A 16950-nucleotide genomic window follows, 5' to 3' on the forward strand; every position below is an offset into this window, starting at 1 on the left:
CTGTCTCAGAGGTGACAACCGCTAACGTGCGAAACGGCTTACATGGTTTTCAGCGACAGCGTCGCGACGCGCGGAAAGAGAAGTGAAGTCTGGATTCGCATGCAGTGCGCGTAAATATCTGATGTATATCGGTGAAGCCCTTCAGGCATCCTCCAGAAAAACTGTACAGGCAACGTCCTCACCGCAATGGAGGACAGACTCAGCACAATGGCTGTAGAGGCTATCGATCATTTGCCGACGGCCCACAGCTCCGGTTTTGCCTGCTCCGATTTGAACTCAACGCCAGCCTGCTCCAGCATCCAGAATTCGATCCTGTCGTGCCACATGCGCAGCAGGTCAAGCGGGCGGCGGCGGTAATGCTTCTCGGCAATCGCGCTCGGCTTGTGACCTTGAATTTGAGCAACGACGCCGACCGGGCATTCCACCCATTCACTCAACGTCGCGAACGAGCGGCGCAGGCCGTGCAAGCTCACATGAGGCAGGCCCGCAGCAGCGAGTGCCTGATTGTGCGCGTATCGCGGCTCGGCAATCTTGCCGTCAGCGGCGGTCTTGCTGGCGAACACCCAAGCCGACGGTTGCCATTCTTCACCGCGTCCCTGCAAGCGACGTAACTGCCGGATGGTGGGCGGCGTGTCGTTAATCCGCTTCAGATTCTGCAGCAGGAACGCAAGATAGGGCGTTAGCGGAATCGTGCGACCCGCGTCTTCAACCTTGTCGCTGATGTGCATACTGCGCCACTGGAAATCCACACCGGACCATTTCAGGCCGGCCATTTCCTCGCGGCGCGCACCAGTAATCAGCAACGCTTGAAGGTATGCAGAGATAACCGGATTCTGAATTTCGGCGACGGCATTAAACCAAGCCGATAACTGTTCGCGTTGCAGTACATCGCCTTGCTTCGCATTGCTTCGAGGCAAAACGCCGGCCACCTTTGAGGAATTGTAAGAATCGGCGGGAACCACGCCCCCATACGTGTCATGACTTTCGCACCAACGGATGAACGCCTTCAGTAAGCGGAATGCATGCGCGGCATTGGTCGGCCTCATTTGTGCCTCTGATTCGAGCCACGCCGCAATCCTGCCCGCGCTCAGATCCGAGAGACGAAGAGCCATCAACGGCGCAAGCGGTCCACGCGTGGTCTTCCTGGTACCTCGCTTCCTCATCTCGCCGCCCGGTGCGGCGAGCGCCGCATGGTCGGCAAGGTATCGTTCCGACCTCGGTTTTTTGGTTTTCGGCGAAATTCGGGTGCGCAGGTATTCCAGATAATCGACCCACGCTTCGGCCACGGTCGCAGTCTTGCGCCGCGCTTCAACTTGGCGAGCTTCAAGAGCGGCGCGTTCCTCGGCTTTGACCTCGCGCGGGTCTTTACCACCGTCAACGAGAATCTTGAGCTTCGCGGCCTCGGTTTGCGCCTTGCCAAGGTCCCACACTCTCTGATCGCCTATGGTGACTCGTAAGGTCTTACCGTGCAGGCGACTCTCGAACACGTACGCTCGAGCGCCGCCCGAAGAAACGCGCAGTCCCAAGCCTGGTGTTTTTTTGTCCCAGAAGATGGATTGCTGCTTGCCGGGTTCGCAAGCGAATGAGGCGACCCGCGCTGCCGTGAAATTTGCCTTTTCCATTGCCGTCCCGTGTAGGCACCGTGTAGGCAAATCCTAGCGTAACCGATCAACTCCGGTCAACGCAAAATCAAGCACCGAAAACAAAACATCTTTTATTTTCAATAACTTAAAATGTAATATCAATGCCAATCAACTCAGGGGAATATCGACATTCACGCATTCGTAATGCGAAGGTCGGGGGTTCGATTCCTCTTTCCAACAGATTCAAGCACTTAGCCCAGTCATCGCGACTGGGCTTTTTGCTTTCTGGAGGACACGCGAGCGCTGCGTCACAAGTTCATTTATCGGCACGTCAATTGCTGCTCGATGCAGAACTTCCCCAAACAAAGCCAACGCGTTATCCACGGTTGTCACGGTTCAAAAACCCAGCCTGTCGCATCGCGCGATCACAACCAGGTTGCGGGCCATGAAGACATCTTCGGTGAGCGCTTTGCCCTCCTCGGTCCGCTGAGTGCCGTACGCGGAGATCGCCTCCTTCGGCGCCGACGAAAACCATAAGATCCGCCCGGCGCACTCGATTCCAACCTGGCGTCCGTTCCAATAGACAGCGCTTTCCATAGTGACTCTCCGAAGGGCGAAGATAGCCATCTTCCGTGCCGGTACCTGGGGCGTCCGTTATCCACCGCACTCTGGGTCACAGACAGACGTCTCAATAATATGGACCGCGCATGCCGCGCTTACCAAGCGTACATCTACCTATGTTGCGAAATGAGTTCACCGCGGAGTTCACCGCGCGGCACGATTGTGGCGAGCGGCACACCAGTGGAAGTCGGGCGCATGGAAGTCGAGCGCATCAATGAGCGCCGCACCGCCGCCTGCCTGAAATAATAAAAGCGGCTCGCGGCTTGAACGTGAACGGAACGCGCCATCATCCGGCGCCACGCTTTTCCTTCAGGAAATCGATCAGCGCACGCAGCTTGAGCGGCATCTGTGCGCGGCTCGCCGTGTACAGATAGAACCCCGGAAAGCTCGGACACCACGCGTCCAGCACACGCACGAGCCGGCCGTCTTCGAGTTGCTCGCGTACATAGCCGTCGATCACGTGCAGCAGACCGACGCCCTGCTCCGCCGCTTGCACCATCGTGCGCAGATCGTTCGTCACGAGACTGCCGCGCGTCTCGACCTCGAACACGCGCGCCGGGTCGTCCGGCGGCGCGAACTCCCATCGATAGATACCGCCGCTGGTCGAGAAGCGATAACGCAGGCAATCGTGAGCGGCAAGATCGGCGGGCGTCGCGGGCGGTGCGTAGCGTTCGAAATAAGCCGGCGAGCCTGCCACGACAATGCGAATCTCGCCGCTCAAAGGCACCGCGACCATGTCTCGCGCGACACGCTCACCAAGCCGGATGCCGGCGTCGAAGCCTGCGCCGACCACGTCGGCGAGGCCGTCGTCGAGTGTCATGTCGAGACGGATCTGCGGATAGCGGCGCGTGAACTCGGCCAGATGCGGCAGCACCAGCAACTCGCTCGCGACCCGTGGCAGGTTGATGCGCAGCGTGCCGGCGGGCTGATCACGGCCTTCATCGAGCGCTTCAAAAGCGGCCTCGAGCGCCGCTAGCGCAGGTTTCACGCTCGCGAGAAACCGCGCACCGGCCTCGGTCAACGCCACACGCCGGGTGGTCCGGTTGAACAGACGCACGCTCAACTGCGTCTCGAGCGCGCGGATGGTTTGCGACAGCGCGGACGCCGTCACGCCGGTTTCACCGGCCGCGCGCGTAAAACTGCCGTGATGCGCGACAGACGCGAACGCCATCAGCGCCGGCAACTGAGCAGGATCCATCGCATCCCCTATTATTAAGTCCGACTTCACAATTCTTGCAGACAAGCGGCATTTTTCCACGAAAAGAATCGGCGCACGATAGCCCTATCGACTCGCTTCGTTCCGCGTAACCGCCCAAGGAGACTGACATGACGATGAACCGCTATAACCTGCTCGGCCGCTCAGGCCTGCGCGTGAGCCCGATCGCACTCGGCACGATGACCTTCGGCACCGAATGGGGCTGGGGCGCCGAGGAAAAATCGGCGCAGCGCCTCTTCGACCTGTACGTGGATGCGGGCGGCAACTTTGTCGATACGGCCGATCTGTACACCGAAGGCACCAGCGAAAAATGGCTAGGCAAATTCGTCGCGGCGCGCGGCCTGCGTGACCGGCTGGTGATCGCGACCAAATACGGCTACAACGCCGAAACCGGCAATCCGAACGCAGGCGGCAACCACCGCAAAAATCTGCTGCGCGCACTCGACGGTTCGCTCAAGCGTCTTGGCACCGACTACATCGACTTGTATTACCTGCACACGTGGGACCGCGTCACGCCAGTGGACGAAGTCATGCGCGCAATGGACGACGCGGTGCGCACCGGCAAGATCCGCTACGTCGGCCTGTCGGATACGCCGGCATGGTTCGCCGGGCGCGCACAGACCCTCGCCGACTGGCGAGGCTTCGAACCGGTCGCGGCGATGCAGCTCGAATACTCGATGATCGAGCGCAACGCCGAAAACGAGTTCGCCGATCTCGCCGCCAATCTGGGCATGGGGCTCGTGCCGTGGAGTCCGCTCGGCATGGGCGTGCTGTCTGGGAAATATCGGCCATCGCAAAGCGGAGCATCTGGCAGAGTTTCAGGCAGCGGACGGCTGGCGAGCGTGGCAAGCGCGCCGCCGCCGGGCTTCGACAAACTCACCGCGCGCAATTTTCGGATCGTCGCGGAACTCGAGGCCGTGGCAAACCTGGCAGGCAGACCGATGGCACAGGTCGCGCTCAACTGGCTGCATCGGAAGCGAGGTGTGTCGAGCATCATCGTCGGCGCGACCAAGCCGGAACAATTGCAGGAGTCGCTCGGCTCACTCGACTTCATGCTTGCGCCCGAACTGATCTCCCGGCTCGATGCGGTATCGGAACCGGCTCGCCCGTTCCCGTATTACATGTTCGCCGATGGCCATCAGGCGCGCATTCACGGACAAGTCGAAGTCACCGACAAATCAGCGGCCTACGCCGCGCCCGTGACGATTCCCGCTCCGCGCACATAACGGGAGGTTGATGATTGCGAGCGCCGCTCACGGCGCACTGACACGCGCTGCGTTCCGCCGGGAGCGTGGCGCGTATTTATTTGCGGAGAATGACCTGAAAAGCATTCTCGCTCGTCAACGATTTCGCCGAATTGTTCGTTAACAAAAAGATTAGGAGCCGATTGAACGAATCGGTAATTAACGAACGTTCGGTTGCGATACAAGAAAATCATGCCAATGCGGCAGCGCACAAAAACGAATCGGTTTGTTCGTATCAAAACATATGAACGAACGATGCACGGACATACTGAAGTTAATCCGTTGAAAGCACGCGGGGCAAGGCTGGGAAGGGTGCAGCGCGGAATAACGAACTATTGAATTGGCGGCGATGAGAGCCGAAGCATGCACAACCAACCGATAAATTCTATTCAAACATTCCGCCCCCAGGTTGGCGTGTACCGTTAAAGCAACAAACGGCATGCGAGCTGCATCAGAGACTGGTGCAAAACGGGGCCCGAGGCAGATAATCGCTTTGTAAAGGAGAGAGATCATGGATGCGAAACCACCGAAGATTCCGACCCCGGATAAAGTTTTTAGCCCGGATCCGGAACCCGCTGGCGTCGAATTTTTGGGTGCGGAACTGCCTGAGCACGTTCGTGCCTTTTTCGACGAACAACGTAAGTCGTGCGACTCGAAGTAATCATGCAGTGGCGCGATGCAGCATCGGCGTCCGCGCGCTCGGCGTGCGGCGAAGGTCGGCGCGCGCCTGGACAATCGTCTTGCACTTATTTCACGGCGATTTCACGCCGCTGCCTGCGGCTGCTTGATTGCGACGCTGGGCCGTGCGGTCCGGCGTCAGATTGCGTACGTCGTTTATCAGGCGCTTTTGAATCGCTTTTGAATATTTCGGGCGCTCGTTTTGAGCGGTCAATCGCCGCTTGATCGGCGCATCGTCTATTCTTCTGTTTTTTCTTCCGCGGCCGCTCGGCCAAGCCTGCCTCCCATGAATCGTTCGTATCGCTTCGGCGCATCATGCGCGCTCGCGTTGTTCACTGCGCTCGCGTTCGCCCCCGCAAACGCGGACGGCGACGACACCGCCCTCACCAATCTGATCGCGCTGGCTTCGCAACGGCTGGCACTGGCAGAACCCGTCGCGCGCTGGAAGTGGGCAAACCATCAGGCGATCACCGATACGCCACGCGAAAATGCATTGCTCGCCGATGTCGAGAAGCGCGCCGTCGCGGCGAACGTCGATCCGGCGTTTGCCCATGCTTTCTTCCAGGATCAGATCGACGCGAGCAAGGACGTGCAGAACGCTCTGTTTGCCAACTGGCGCAGCACGCGGCCACCGGAGGGACCGGTGCCCGATCTGGCGAGCAGCACAAGGCCGCAACTGGACCGGCTGACGCAGTCACTGGTGGCCGGGCTCGCGCGCGTACAGCCGCTGCGCGCGGCGCCGGATTGCCCGTCACGCGTGGCGCAATCGCTTGCCAACTGGAAATCGTTGACCCGTTACGACTCGACTCACTCGAGCGCGCTGACACGCGCACTCGGCCATGTTTGCGAAACCGGAGGAGTCGGCGCGACCGGCTAATCGGCTTATCGGATCACCGCTTTGCGCGTTGCACAAAACGCGCTCAAACGCGCGGCCGAAGCCGTGCGAAGCGACCGGTCAGTCAAGCGAGACTCGGCGCGCCCAGCGGCGCCGATGTACCTGCCTGAACGCTCAACGGCATCACACGCAAGCCGCGCGCCAGATGAGTCTGCAGAATGCGGTAGGTCGAGAGCTCGAACGGCCCAGCGACGCTCGACGCATGCAGCGTCGCCGCCTGCGCGAGCGACGGCGCATGGCCGATGTAGCGCCATCTGTCGACAACGTGGAAAGTTCGGGCGAGCGAAGCCTCTTCGCGCTCCTCGAAAACAATCGGGCCATCGAAAGGCCAGGGTGCGTCCACCGGATCGCTCTTCGCGATACGCGGTACGCGGTTATGGCCAGGGCGCAGCGTCGCAATCCATTGCGCCTCAGTGAGCAACGCGCCCAATTCGCCGCCGGTCGCGCGCCATTCAACTCGCCGCACCTGCTGCGCGAGCCGTATATCCTTCGATGAACGCCGCTCGCCGGTCAAATGCGAGCGCAACCTCTGACGGACACGCACGCTGCGCCCGACATACAGCGGTAAATCCTCTTCCCCATAGAACGCATAAACGCCGCATCCGGCCGGCGCGGTATCGAGCAAATCTTCGGTAATGTCGCCGGCGAGCCGATAGCGCCGCGTGGTGCGCTCGATCTGCGCCCGCAAGACGTCGATCGGCACGAGGCCATGCAGACGCTGCCAGAACTGCCAGATCAGATCAGCGTCGGCAAGCGCCCGGTGACGATCGGACGGCACCAGCGCGTGACGTTCGACCAGCGCATCGAGTCCATGACGCTTTTCCGCCGGAAACAACGCGCGCGACAGACGCACCGTACACAGCACGTCCGGATCGAATGCAAGCCCGACCCCGCGAAACTCGCTGCGCAGAAAACCGCGGTCGAAGCTGGCATTGTGCGCAACGAACAATTTGCCGCTCAGGCGCTCAAGAAGGGCCGGCGCGATGGCGTCGAAGGTCGGCGCGCCGCGCACCATCGCATTGGTGATACCGGTGAGCTGCTGAATGAAGGACGGAATCGGCTGCTGAGGGTCGACCAGAGTACTCCAGCGCGACACACCGGCCGGCCCCACTTCGACCACGCCGACTTCGGTGATGCGATGCTCGCCGGTCGAGCCACCGGTGGTTTCAAGGTCGACGAACGCGATCGGCACATCGAGCGCCGGTTCCGGCAGAAACAGTTCAGACATGGAAAAGGATACTTTGGATGCGTGGCTTTGCGGCAAGTATGCACCAGTTGACCGCTCCGCACCCGGACAGCATTGCAATCTCATAGCTGCCGTGCCGCGCAAAAGACAGTATTTGCCGCTGGGCCAGGAGCCGCGAACGAACTGTTGAATTATCCTGGTTTTATGGCGGCCATATAAAACACTGGGCGTGTTTTCCTCTTTTCCCCGTTTTATTGCACGTCCCGTTCTGACTGGATAGTTAATCGTGTTAGCCACTATGCAAAAATAAACACGTCGACAATAAAAAAGCCCTCGCCAATGCGAGGGCTTTTTGGCGAACTGGCTGCGCGGCGGCAGGCGCCAGTCAGCGCTGCGCGCATCACAGCGGCTGAATGTTCGCCGCTTGCTTGCCCTTCGGGCCGGTCTTCACCTCGAAGGAGACGCGCTGATTTTCCTTCAGCGACTTGAAACCTTCACTGCGGATTTCCGAAAAGTGCGCGAACAGATCGTCACCGCCCGAATCCGATGTAATGAAGCCAAAGCCCTTAGCATCGTTGAACCATTTTACGATACCAGTTTCCATATTCCAGTTTCCCTCGATGTTTTATAAAAGCGGGCATTGCCCTCAAACCGAACCCTTTGCCATACCACTCATTAGCGGATATTCATGACAGCTTCGGCGCCATCAGACTCAGCAATTGAAATTCAGCATTGCCGTTATACGGGGAACGAAGAATAGCCGTCAAGCGAATTTTTCACACGCACTTAACGCGTCGCACGATAAGCGAAGCCAAAATCGGAAAAGTATGAAGAACGTTTTCAGTAAAAACTGACCAAGAAGTACGTCATTATTACTTACGCCGCTTGGGATATGCTCAATGTCGGGAAAAATTTCAGCATCGAAGTCTAAAATATGTAACAAAAAATGTTTTTCGTAAGTGTTTGTCCGACTTGTTCCGCCAGATAGTTCATCGCATGATGGAAAAAGCAGTGAATAGTAGTACGTATCGGGAGGTTGCAATGCTGTTCGACAAATTCCGCCACTTCATCACCAGGCTCACCCAATCACATACTAGGACTGTTGCCGATTACCGCGCGGATACCGAATCGGTCCCGGCCTTCGAATTCGACCCCATGTGGCACGGCGATCACTGGCAGAACCTGCTGTCTTCCCCGATGGACGCACGTCGCTACGTGATGGAAGATTGGAGCGTTTCGATTGCGCCCGACTGGGCGGAAGCCAACACTCCCGCGCCAGCACACTAGGATTGCGGAACGACAGGCGAAAAAAAGCGCGACTGGGAAGTCGCGCTGACAAAGGTTTGGAGATCTTTTTCGTCAACGAAAAAGTCTGCTTCGCAAAGCAGAAATTCCAGTATAGCGACTTCCTCGCCATCGATTATTCGCATAATCAACAATCATCTATTGCGATTACAACAACAATCTGCCTTTAAAGATTTATTGCGTTGTTTTTTCACGTCGATTGCTGTCGCAAATGAGCAACGCCATTCGGTTGACACGCCTCTCTTCTCGCCTCAAAAACGCTACAAGCCTTTAGCAGCAAGGCTTAAACGCCACCCATCTATCGTTTCCTATCGCGTAATACTTTATTGCGGAAATCGGAACGCCCACTTTTCAAGTGTCTCTCTACACTCTGCCTAACCGGAAACCGGCGTGCCTGGAATACAGCGCGCTTCTCACGCGGATTTCGCCTCTCGCAGCGCCCGCGTGAAAAGGTCTCCTTAAAGCCTGGGTTGTAAGACCCACTCTTGCTCTCTCGGAGTTACAAAGATGAAAAAGACACTCATGGTCGCGGCCCTCACGGGCGTTTTTGCAACGGCGGCGCACGCGCAAAGCAGCGTCACGCTGTACGGCTTGATTGACGCCGGCATCACCTATACGAATAACCAGCACGGCCACAGCAACTGGCAAGAAACGAGCGGCTCGGTGAACGGCAGCCGTTGGGGCCTGCGCGGCGCTGAAGATCTGGGCGGCGGTCTCAAGGCCATCTTCACGTTGGAAAACGGTTTCGGCATCAACAACGGCACGCTGAAGCAAGGCGGCCGTGAATTCGGCCGTCAAGCGTTCGTCGGCCTGGCGAGCGACCAGTTCGGCGCCGTGACCCTCGGCCGCCAATACGACAGCATGGTGGACTTCGTCGGCCCGCTGTCCCTGACGGGCACGCAATACGGCGGCACGCAGTTCGCCCACCCGTTCGATAACGACAACCTGAACAACTCGTTCCGCGTCAACAACTCGGTCAAGTACACCAGCGCGAACTACGGCGGCTTCAAGGGCGGCGCCATGTACGGCTTCTCGAACCAGGCTGGCGGATTTGCGAACAACCGCGAATACAGCGTTGGTGGAACGTATAACTGGGGCGGCCTGAATGTCGCAGCTGCGTTCATGCAGTTGAACGGCAGCGGCACGGCGAACACCGGCGGCGCAGTGTCGGACGACTTCACGTTCGCAGCAAAGCGTCAGCAAACCTGGGGGGCAGGCGCGAGCTACACGTTCGGCCCGGCAACGGCTGGCCTCCTCTACACGCAGACCAACCTGACGGGCCTGACGGGCCTGAGCGCAGCCGCATCGGGCTTCTCCAATGGCGTCGCGCTGCCGAGCAACAGCGCTCACTTCCAGAACTTCGAAGTGAACGGCCGCTACGCCCTCACGCCGGCACTGAGCCTCGCAGGTTCGTACACTTACACGCGCGCAAGCATCAACGGCGTGCGTCCGAACTACAACCAGTTCAACTTGCAAACGGACTACGCGCTGTCGAAGCGTACGGACGTGTACCTGCAAGGCGTGTACCAGCGCGTGAACGAAGGTTCGGGCCTGGTTGCGAACATCAACGGCTTGGGCGCCGCGTCGTCGACGAACGGCCAGGTCGCTGTCACCGCAGGTCTGCGTCACCGCTTCTAAGCGGCCGGCAACACCCGCTGCATGGAAAGGCGCCGTTCGCGGCGCCTTTTTTTATGCAGAGAAAGGCGTGCTTTTGAAAAGAAGAGAGCCAATGGACCGGCTGTCAGGCGCTAAATGGGAACGCGTCAGCCATCTGTTCCCAACGGCTGGCGCCAAAAAGATCGTTGGCCGACCGACTGCCGATTCGCGCGCCGTGCTCGAAGCGATCCAGTGGATCGAACGCACGGGCGAGCGCTGGATGTATCTGCCCGCGCACTTTCCACCGCAGCAAACCTGCTACGCCAGATATTTGCAATGGAAACGCAGCGGCACGGTAGACCAGATTCGCGCGCTGCTCGGCGGCGGCATACGCAACTGCGCCGCACCTGGCACCGGCAATTGCGCCGAAACGACCTGAGTCTCGCCCTCGCCCGCCCGTTTAACGCCTGTTTACCGCCCTGACGAGCGGCCTAGCCGCCGGTATCAGGCGGCGGATACTTGACGTCCAGTACATCGATGGGCTGCGGGCCAGCCGGCGTGTGCAGCGTGACCGTGTCGCCGATCTTCGCCTTGATCAACGCACGTGCGATCGGCGAGATCCAGCTCACGTGGCCGATATCCAGATCGACCTCGTCGATGCCGACAATGGTCACGGTATGCACCTCGCCGTCTTCTGTCGCGTATTCGACGGTTGCGCCGAAGAAAACCTGATCGACGTTCTCCTGCTTGCTGCTGTCGACCACTTCCGCGAGGTCGAGGCGCTTGGTCAGAAAGCGAATCCGCCGGTCTATTTCGCGCAGGCGGCGCTTGCCATAGATGTAGTCGCCGTTCTCGGAGCGGTCGCCGTTCGACGCCGCCCACGACACCAGCTTGACCACCTCCGGCCGCTCATTGTCGATCAGATGCAGCAGTTCATCGCGCATGCGCCGGTAGCCGGCGGGCGTGATGTAGTTTTTCGTACCCGCGGGAATCTCGGGCTGCACGACGTCGAGGTCGTCGTCATTCTCTTCACTCGACTCTTTGACAAAGGCCTTGTTCATGATGGTCCGTTAACTGCAGCAAACGTCTGTCTATCAAGGGTACACGATCAGGACAATGAGACAAATCGCAGTTACACGCTTCCCTTTTTTAAAAGCTTTGCTATAATCTCGTTTCTGCGTGCGGCTGTAGCTCAGTTGGATAGAGTACTTGGCTACGAACCAAGGGGTCGTGGGTTCGAATCCTGCCAGCCGCACCACTTATTTGAGTGGCCTCCCTCTGGGGAGGCCCTTTCGTTTCACCCCAGTTTCATCGTAGTAAAGCGAAGTAAAGCGCGATTTACCGTTTTAGCGTGCGGCTGTAGCTCAGTTGGATAGAGTACTTGGCTACGAACCAAGGGGTCGTGGGTTCGAATCCTGCCAGCCGCACCACCTATGAAGGGCCTTCCGATCGGAAGGCCCTTTGTTTTTTCCAGGCCGCGTTTTTCCAGACCGTGCTTTGCCAGACCGCGTTCACACGTATGAATGCCAGGGCGGCGACTGCAATGCCTATCGCGGCGCCGACTTGATATCGCCTATCTGCGCATCGGCCCGCGGCACGTCTTCGAATGACACCCCGGCACTTTGCTCGCCGATCGGCTCCGCTCTCTTGCCGATCAGCGCCTGCGCCTGATGCATCACGTCGTCGACGCTGTCGCCGAAACGGCTTTCGACAAACGCCCGCAGCAACGCGATCCGCAGTGAATCCCCTCGCCCCTCCACCGTCCGGTGCCCGCCTTCGAACTCCGCGACACAGTGCGCCGCGCCATGATTGATCCGCTCACGCACCTCCAATCGCTGCGCACGCTCCAGCACCGCCGCGGCCGCCTCCCAAGACATAGAGGGCGTGAAACGGCCCTCCCATGGCCGGCCACGGTCGTTGCCGCGGATCGAGACGGTTTCGCCGCTGTCGGTAAAGTGGATTTCGCGCACGAAGTCGTGCAGGCTGCGGGCGACCCAATAGTCGAGCGCCGTGCCGGTGAGTTCAGCTACTTTCATGTGCGTTCTCCCTGAAGAACAGGTGAGACTCGTGGGTGGCCGGCGTGTTCAGATTCGGGCCGGTCTGGGTGAAGCAATCCGAAGCAACCCGGCGCAGCCGTCGGATCAGTAGTCCGCCCGCTCGCGGTCGATCCGCATGCCGCCCTCGTGACGGTGATGCCCTTCCTCGCTCGGCCGTTCGCGGGCGATGCGCATCACGTCCGGATTGGTCCGCACCCGGCGCATCACATTGGCGAGATGAACGCGGTCACTGACCTGAATCACGAAGCGCAGCACCGTGGATTCCTGCGACAGGTCCTCGTCCATTGCGATGTGGACGATGTTTGCATCCGCCGAAGTAATATCGGCTGCGACGCGGGCGAAAACGCCCTTGGTATTCTTGACCAGCACCTTCACGGCGACGTCGAACAGACGCCCCGGCTGCGGCGCCCAAGCGACGTCGATCCAGCGGCCTGGATCGCGCCGGTGGATACGCTGCGCCACACGGCAGTCCGTAGTGTGGATCGCCATGCCGAGGCCGATGCCGATATAGCCCATGATGTCGTCGCCCGGAATCGGACGGCAGCACGCGGACAGCTGCACGGACATACCTTCAGTGCCGGTAATGACCACCGGCGGCGCATGCGAGGCCGAACTGTCGGAGCGCGAGCCATCGTCGTCGGCGTCGCGACCGCTCATCAGCACTTCGATGCGCTTGGCCATGACCGCCGCGACACGCCGGCCCAAGCCTATGTCCGCAAAGATTTCCTGACGGTTCTTGTTGCCCGTCCACTGCACCAGCTTTTCCCACGCTTCCGGCATCACGTCCGACAGCGCGAGGCCGTAGCCCTTCAGCGCCTGATCGACCAGGCGCTCGCCGAGCTGCACGGATTCGTTCAGCCGCATCGTCTTCAGATAGTGTCGGATCGCCGAACGCGCCTTGCCGGTGCGCACGAAACCCAGCCACGCCGGATTCGGCTTCGAATACGGCGCCGTGATCACTTCGACGATGTCGCCGCTCTTCAGCTCGGTACGCAGCGGCAGCAGTTCATTGTTGATCTTCACCGCGACGCACTGGTTGCCCAGGTCGCTGTGGATCGAATACGCGAAGTCGAGCGCCGTGGCGCCGCGCGGCAGCGCCATGATCTTCGACTTCGGCGTGAACACGTAGACCGCATCCGGGAACAGATCGATCTTCACGTGCTCGAGGAATTCGCTCGAATCGCCCGCTTCGCTCTGAATGTCGAGCAGCGACTTCAACCACTGATGCGCGCGTTTCTGCACATCGTTCAGATCCGCGCCGCCGTTCTTGTACAGCCAGTGCGCGGCCACGCCCGCCTCGGCGATCTCGTGCATCTTGCGCGTGCGCACCTGGAACTCGATCGGCGCGCCAAACGGGCCGACCAGCGTGGTATGCAGCGACTGATAGCCGTTCACCTTCGGGATCGCGATGTAATCCTTGAACTTGCCCGGCACCGGCTTGTAGAGCGCGTGCAGCGCGCCGATGCAGGTGTAGCACTCCAGCGCGCTTTCGACCACCACGCGAAAGCCGTACACGTCGAGCACCTGCGAGAACGACAACTGCTTGTCGCGCATCTTCTTGTAGATGCTGAAGATGGTTTTCTCGCGGCCGGTGACTTCGGCGTCGAGCTTCGCGTCGGCAATCGCGCGTTGCACTGACTCGAGAATCTTGCCGACCACTTCGCGCCGGTTGCCGCGCGCCGCCTTCACCGCTTTTTCGAGCGTGGCGTAGCGGTGCGGGTTGAAGTTCGCGAAGCTCAGGTCCTGCAACTCGCGATAGGTATTGTTCAGGCCGAGCCGGTGCGCGATCGGCGCGTAGATATCCAGCGTTTCGCGCGCCACGCGGCGGCGCTTTTCATGCGGCACCGCACCCAGCGTGCGCATGTTGTGCAGGCGGTCGGCGAGCTTCACCAGAATCACGCGGACGTCACGCGCCATCGCGAGCAGCATCTTGCGGAAGTTCTCCGCCTGCGCCTCTTCGCGATTGCGAAACTCCATCTTGTCCAGTTTCGACAACCCGTCGACCAGTTCCGCGACCTTCGCGCCGAAGCGCTCGGCGAGCTCGGCCTTGGTCACGCCCTGGTCTTCCATCACGTCATGCAGCAGCGCTGCCATGATCGCCTGGGCGTCGAGATTCCAGCCGGCGCAGATTTCCGCGACGGCGACAGGATGCGTGATGTAGGGTTCACCGCTCTGGCGATACTGGCCGAGGTGGGCTTCGTCGCCGAAATGGAATGCCGCCTTGATTTCCTTGATCTCTTCCGGCTGAAGATAGCCGGACAAGACGGACGTCAGCTGGGCGATCGAAACGACGTCATGCCGGCGCGGTTGCTCCGGCGTGGCGGTCGGTCCGAACAGATGGCGAAACGACTGTTCGAGGACCGCGTCGATGTATTTCCGTGCAGACGAGGGCGAGTCGGCGTCGTGTTCCGCTTCCGTAGCGGTGGGCGGGGTCGTGCTCATGTTCGCCTCCGTAGCGGTTAGGGTTGGACGCCGGTCTGCATGTTGATGCAATTACGTGTGGCAAATACGTGGCAATCGAAAACAGAACAATGCGCCTTAAACAGGCACCTTCTTCAGCATTTCGACGCCGACCTGGCCAGCTGCGATTTCACGCAACGCGACGACCGTGGGCTTGTCGCGACTTTCGATCTTCGGCGTGTGACCTTGAGCGAGCTGACGCGCGCGATAGGTTGCGGCAAGCGCGAGTTCAAAACGATTCGGGATCTGTTTGAGGCAATCTTCGACGGTAATGCGGGCCATGTTGGGTTCCTTCTCAGTATGTTGCTTATTCTACCTTATGTGCTCGGCACACCGGCGCGCTCACGCGTGCGGCAGGTGAATGCCGAGCTGCACGAAAAGCTGCGTGTGGCGCGCGTATTGCGAGGCGAAGCGCGAGCGCGTCGCGGCCACCAGACACCGCAGTTCGCCGAGCGCGCGATCGAAGTTGTCGTTGATCACGACGTACTCCGCTTCGGCCGCGTGCGCCATCTCGCTACCGGCTGCGAGCAGCCGCCGCGTAATCACATTCGGCTCGTCCTGGCCGCGCTTTTTCAAACGCTCTTCGAGCGCGTCGAGCGACGGCGGCAAGATGAAAATTTCGACCGCGTTGTGAAACTGCTTCTTCACCTGCTGCGCGCCTTGCCAGTCGATTTCGAGCAGCACGTCGTGGCCGCTTTTCATCTGCTCTTCGATCCACACACGCGACGTCGCGTAGTAGTTGCCGTGCACTTCCGCGCTTTCCAGAAACTCGCCGGCCGCGTGACGCGTCAGGAAATCGTCGACGGTCGTGAAGTGATAGTGCTCGCCGTCCTGCTCCTTCGGACGCGGCGGGCGCGTCGTGTACGAGATCGACAGACGGATCGCTTCGTCGCCGGCGAGGAGCGCGTTCACGAGCGTCGACTTGCCCGCGCCCGACGGCGCCACCACCATGAACAGGTTGCCGGGATAAGCGCCGGCATAAGGATTGTGCGGTGCGCTGGTTTCGCGTGTGTGGTCGGTCATGTTCGTGTTGCTCCAGCCTTATTCCAGATTTTGTACTTGCTCGCGCATCTGTTCGATGAGCAGCTTCAAGGTCATCGACGAATCCGCCAGTTCCTTCGCGGCCGCCTTCGAGCCGAGCGTGTTCGCCTCGCGATTGAGCTCCTGCATCATGAAGTCGAGCCGCTTGCCGACCTTGCCGCCCTTCTGAATCACATGACGCGTTTCGTTCAGGTGAGCCGTGAGGCGCGACAGTTCTTCGGCGATGTCGATGCGGATGCCGTACATCGTCACTTCCTGGCGAATCCGCTCGTTGATTTCTTCACGCGAGACGATCGTCGCGGCCGTATCCGGCGCGGCGATGCCGAGCGCTTCCTGCAGACGTTCGACGATCTTCTGCTGGTGCCTGGCGATCAGTTCCGGCACGAGCGGCGTGATCTTCGTGACGATCCCTTCCATCTCGGTGACGTTGGCGAGCAGCATCGTCGCGAGTTGCGCGCCTTCGCGGGCCCGCACGTCGATCAGATCGGCAATCGCCTGCTTGCCGCACGCGAGCACCGCATCGCGCAGCACCTCCGGCGAGACGCCGGTTTCGGCCAGCACGCCCGGCCAGCGCAGAATCTCGCCGGTGCGCAGACGCCCTGCTTCCGGGAACGTCGACAGCACGGCGCGCTCGAGCAGCGCGAGTTGCGTCAGCGCATCGCGATTGACCGAGCCGGCATTGGCCGACTGCTCGCTGCGCTGCAGGTTGATACGGATATCGACCTTGCCGCGCGAGAGCTTGTTCATCAGCATTTCGCGCAGCGTCGGTTCGCACACGCGCACGTCTTCCGGCATGCGGAAGTTCAGATCGAGAAAGCGCGAGTTCACCGTGCGCAGTTCGACCGATACGCTCACGCCACCTGTGCCCGAGGCCGCGACGAGTTCGCGCGTGGCGCTCGCATAGCCAGTCATGCTGTAGATCATCGTATTTCTCGCGATTGTGGCCATGCGTTCGACGATGGCCGGAGAGTCGAATCGCCCGGCGTGTCCGAGACGCGGGGCGGGGAACCGGCATTATCCCATTTTTGGCGATGGGACCCCTTGCAGGGCCAGCGCACATGCGGGCAG

Annotated in this window: 18 protein-coding genes and 2 tRNA genes; 8 read left to right on the forward strand and 12 right to left on the reverse strand. The window is 60.2% G+C overall.

Annotated elements, in window-relative coordinates:
- Window positions 1-227: 227 nt before the first annotated feature.
- The 3 genes from AC07WT_RS16730 to AC07WT_RS16740 all read right to left on the reverse strand — a co-directional run bounded on the left by AC07WT_RS16730 (window position 228) and on the right by AC07WT_RS16740 (window position 3402).
- On the reverse strand, window positions 228-1622 hold the full coding sequence (locus AC07WT_RS16730) for a tyrosine-type recombinase/integrase (protein WP_494947816.1): 1395 nt from the start codon (window positions 1620-1622) through the stop codon (window positions 228-230).
- Window positions 1623-1979: 357 nt separating this feature from the next.
- Window positions 1980-2180 carry a hypothetical protein gene (locus AC07WT_RS16735; protein WP_492590605.1) on the reverse strand — a complete coding sequence of 67 codons (201 nt, stop codon included), beginning with the start codon at window positions 2178-2180 and terminating at the stop codon, window positions 1980-1982.
- A 310-nt stretch (window positions 2181-2490) separates the two neighbouring features.
- Window positions 2491-3402: a LysR family transcriptional regulator gene (locus tag AC07WT_RS16740; RefSeq protein WP_494947817.1), complete on the reverse strand. Its 912-nt coding sequence runs from the start codon at window positions 3400-3402 to the stop codon at window positions 2491-2493.
- A 128-nt stretch (window positions 3403-3530) separates the two neighbouring features.
- Between AC07WT_RS16740 and AC07WT_RS16745 the strand changes: the two genes are divergently transcribed.
- Window positions 3531-4646, forward strand: coding sequence for an aldo/keto reductase (locus tag AC07WT_RS16745; protein WP_494947818.1), 1116 nt, complete (start codon window positions 3531-3533; stop codon window positions 4644-4646).
- Between the two features lie 529 nt (window positions 4647-5175).
- Window positions 5176-5325, forward strand: a complete 150-nt coding sequence (locus AC07WT_RS16750; protein WP_028200145.1) for a hypothetical protein — start codon at window positions 5176-5178, stop codon at window positions 5323-5325.
- Between the two features lie 90 nt (window positions 5326-5415).
- Here AC07WT_RS16750 and AC07WT_RS16755 read toward each other — a convergent pair whose 3' ends face one another.
- Window positions 5416-5556, reverse strand: a complete 141-nt coding sequence (locus tag AC07WT_RS16755; protein ID WP_494947819.1) for a hypothetical protein — start codon at window positions 5554-5556, stop codon at window positions 5416-5418.
- 72 nt (window positions 5557-5628) lie between these two features.
- Here AC07WT_RS16755 and AC07WT_RS16760 point away from each other — a divergent pair, with 72 nt between their 5' ends.
- The gene (locus AC07WT_RS16760) at window positions 5629-6219 is read left to right on the forward strand and encodes a chorismate mutase (RefSeq protein ID WP_494947820.1); all 591 of its coding nucleotides are present in this window, start codon (window positions 5629-5631) and stop codon (window positions 6217-6219) included.
- 82 nt (window positions 6220-6301) lie between these two features.
- Here AC07WT_RS16760 and AC07WT_RS16765 read toward each other — a convergent pair whose 3' ends face one another.
- Window positions 6302-7465 (reverse strand): exonuclease domain-containing protein, encoded by a 1164-nt coding sequence (locus tag AC07WT_RS16765; RefSeq protein ID WP_494947821.1) that lies wholly within the window; start codon window positions 7463-7465, stop codon window positions 6302-6304.
- Window positions 7466-7823: 358 nt separating this feature from the next.
- Window positions 7824-8027 (reverse strand): cold-shock protein, encoded by a 204-nt coding sequence (locus tag AC07WT_RS16770; protein ID WP_074300443.1) that lies wholly within the window; start codon window positions 8025-8027, stop codon window positions 7824-7826.
- A 437-nt stretch (window positions 8028-8464) separates the two neighbouring features.
- On the opposite strand from AC07WT_RS16770, the gene AC07WT_RS16775 reads away from it, so the two are divergent.
- The 3 genes from AC07WT_RS16775 to AC07WT_RS16785 all read left to right on the forward strand — a co-directional run bounded on the left by AC07WT_RS16775 (window position 8465) and on the right by AC07WT_RS16785 (window position 10763).
- Window positions 8465-8710 carry a hypothetical protein gene (locus tag AC07WT_RS16775; RefSeq protein ID WP_494947822.1) on the forward strand — a complete coding sequence of 82 codons (246 nt, stop codon included), beginning with the start codon at window positions 8465-8467 and terminating at the stop codon, window positions 8708-8710.
- Between the two features lie 525 nt (window positions 8711-9235).
- Window positions 9236-10366, forward strand: a complete 1131-nt coding sequence (locus AC07WT_RS16780; protein ID WP_492590598.1) for a porin — start codon at window positions 9236-9238, stop codon at window positions 10364-10366.
- Between the two features lie 91 nt (window positions 10367-10457).
- Complete coding sequence (locus AC07WT_RS16785; protein WP_494947823.1) at window positions 10458-10763, forward strand: transposase; 306 nt, start codon at window positions 10458-10460, stop codon at window positions 10761-10763.
- Window positions 10764-10815: 52 nt separating this feature from the next.
- Here AC07WT_RS16785 and greB read toward each other — a convergent pair whose 3' ends face one another.
- Window positions 10816-11385: a transcription elongation factor GreB gene (gene greB / locus AC07WT_RS16790; RefSeq protein WP_494947824.1), complete on the reverse strand. Its 570-nt coding sequence runs from the start codon at window positions 11383-11385 to the stop codon at window positions 10816-10818.
- Window positions 11386-11505: 120 nt separating this feature from the next.
- On the opposite strand from greB, the gene AC07WT_RS16795 reads away from it, so the two are divergent.
- Window positions 11506-11582, forward strand: a tRNA-Arg gene (locus tag AC07WT_RS16795).
- Between the two features lie 95 nt (window positions 11583-11677).
- Window positions 11678-11754: transfer RNA gene (locus tag AC07WT_RS16800), tRNA-Arg, on the forward strand.
- A 117-nt stretch (window positions 11755-11871) separates the two neighbouring features.
- Here the strand turns inward: AC07WT_RS16800 and AC07WT_RS16805 are convergent.
- The 5 genes from AC07WT_RS16805 to AC07WT_RS16825 form a co-directional block, all read right to left on the reverse strand.
- Complete coding sequence (locus tag AC07WT_RS16805) at window positions 11872-12360, reverse strand: phage protein NinX family protein (RefSeq protein WP_492590596.1); 489 nt, start codon at window positions 12358-12360, stop codon at window positions 11872-11874.
- Window positions 12361-12465: 105 nt separating this feature from the next.
- A complete protein-coding gene (locus AC07WT_RS16810) occupies window positions 12466-14823 on the reverse strand; it encodes a RelA/SpoT family protein (RefSeq protein WP_492590595.1) in 2358 nt (785 codons plus the stop codon).
- 96 nt (window positions 14824-14919) lie between these two features.
- The gene (rpoZ, locus tag AC07WT_RS16815) at window positions 14920-15123 is read right to left on the reverse strand and encodes a DNA-directed RNA polymerase subunit omega (protein ID WP_006025620.1); all 204 of its coding nucleotides are present in this window, start codon (window positions 15121-15123) and stop codon (window positions 14920-14922) included.
- Window positions 15124-15183: 60 nt separating this feature from the next.
- On the reverse strand, window positions 15184-15864 hold the full coding sequence (gene gmk, locus AC07WT_RS16820; RefSeq protein WP_492590594.1) for a guanylate kinase: 681 nt from the start codon (window positions 15862-15864) through the stop codon (window positions 15184-15186).
- An 18-nt stretch (window positions 15865-15882) separates the two neighbouring features.
- Entirely contained in the window at window positions 15883-16806 is a 924-nt protein-coding gene (locus AC07WT_RS16825) for a YicC/YloC family endoribonuclease (RefSeq protein WP_494947825.1), read from the reverse strand.
- Window positions 16807-16950: the final 144 nt, after the last annotated feature.

The organism is Paraburkholderia sp. GW821-FHT02A12, from assembly GCF_059422005.1.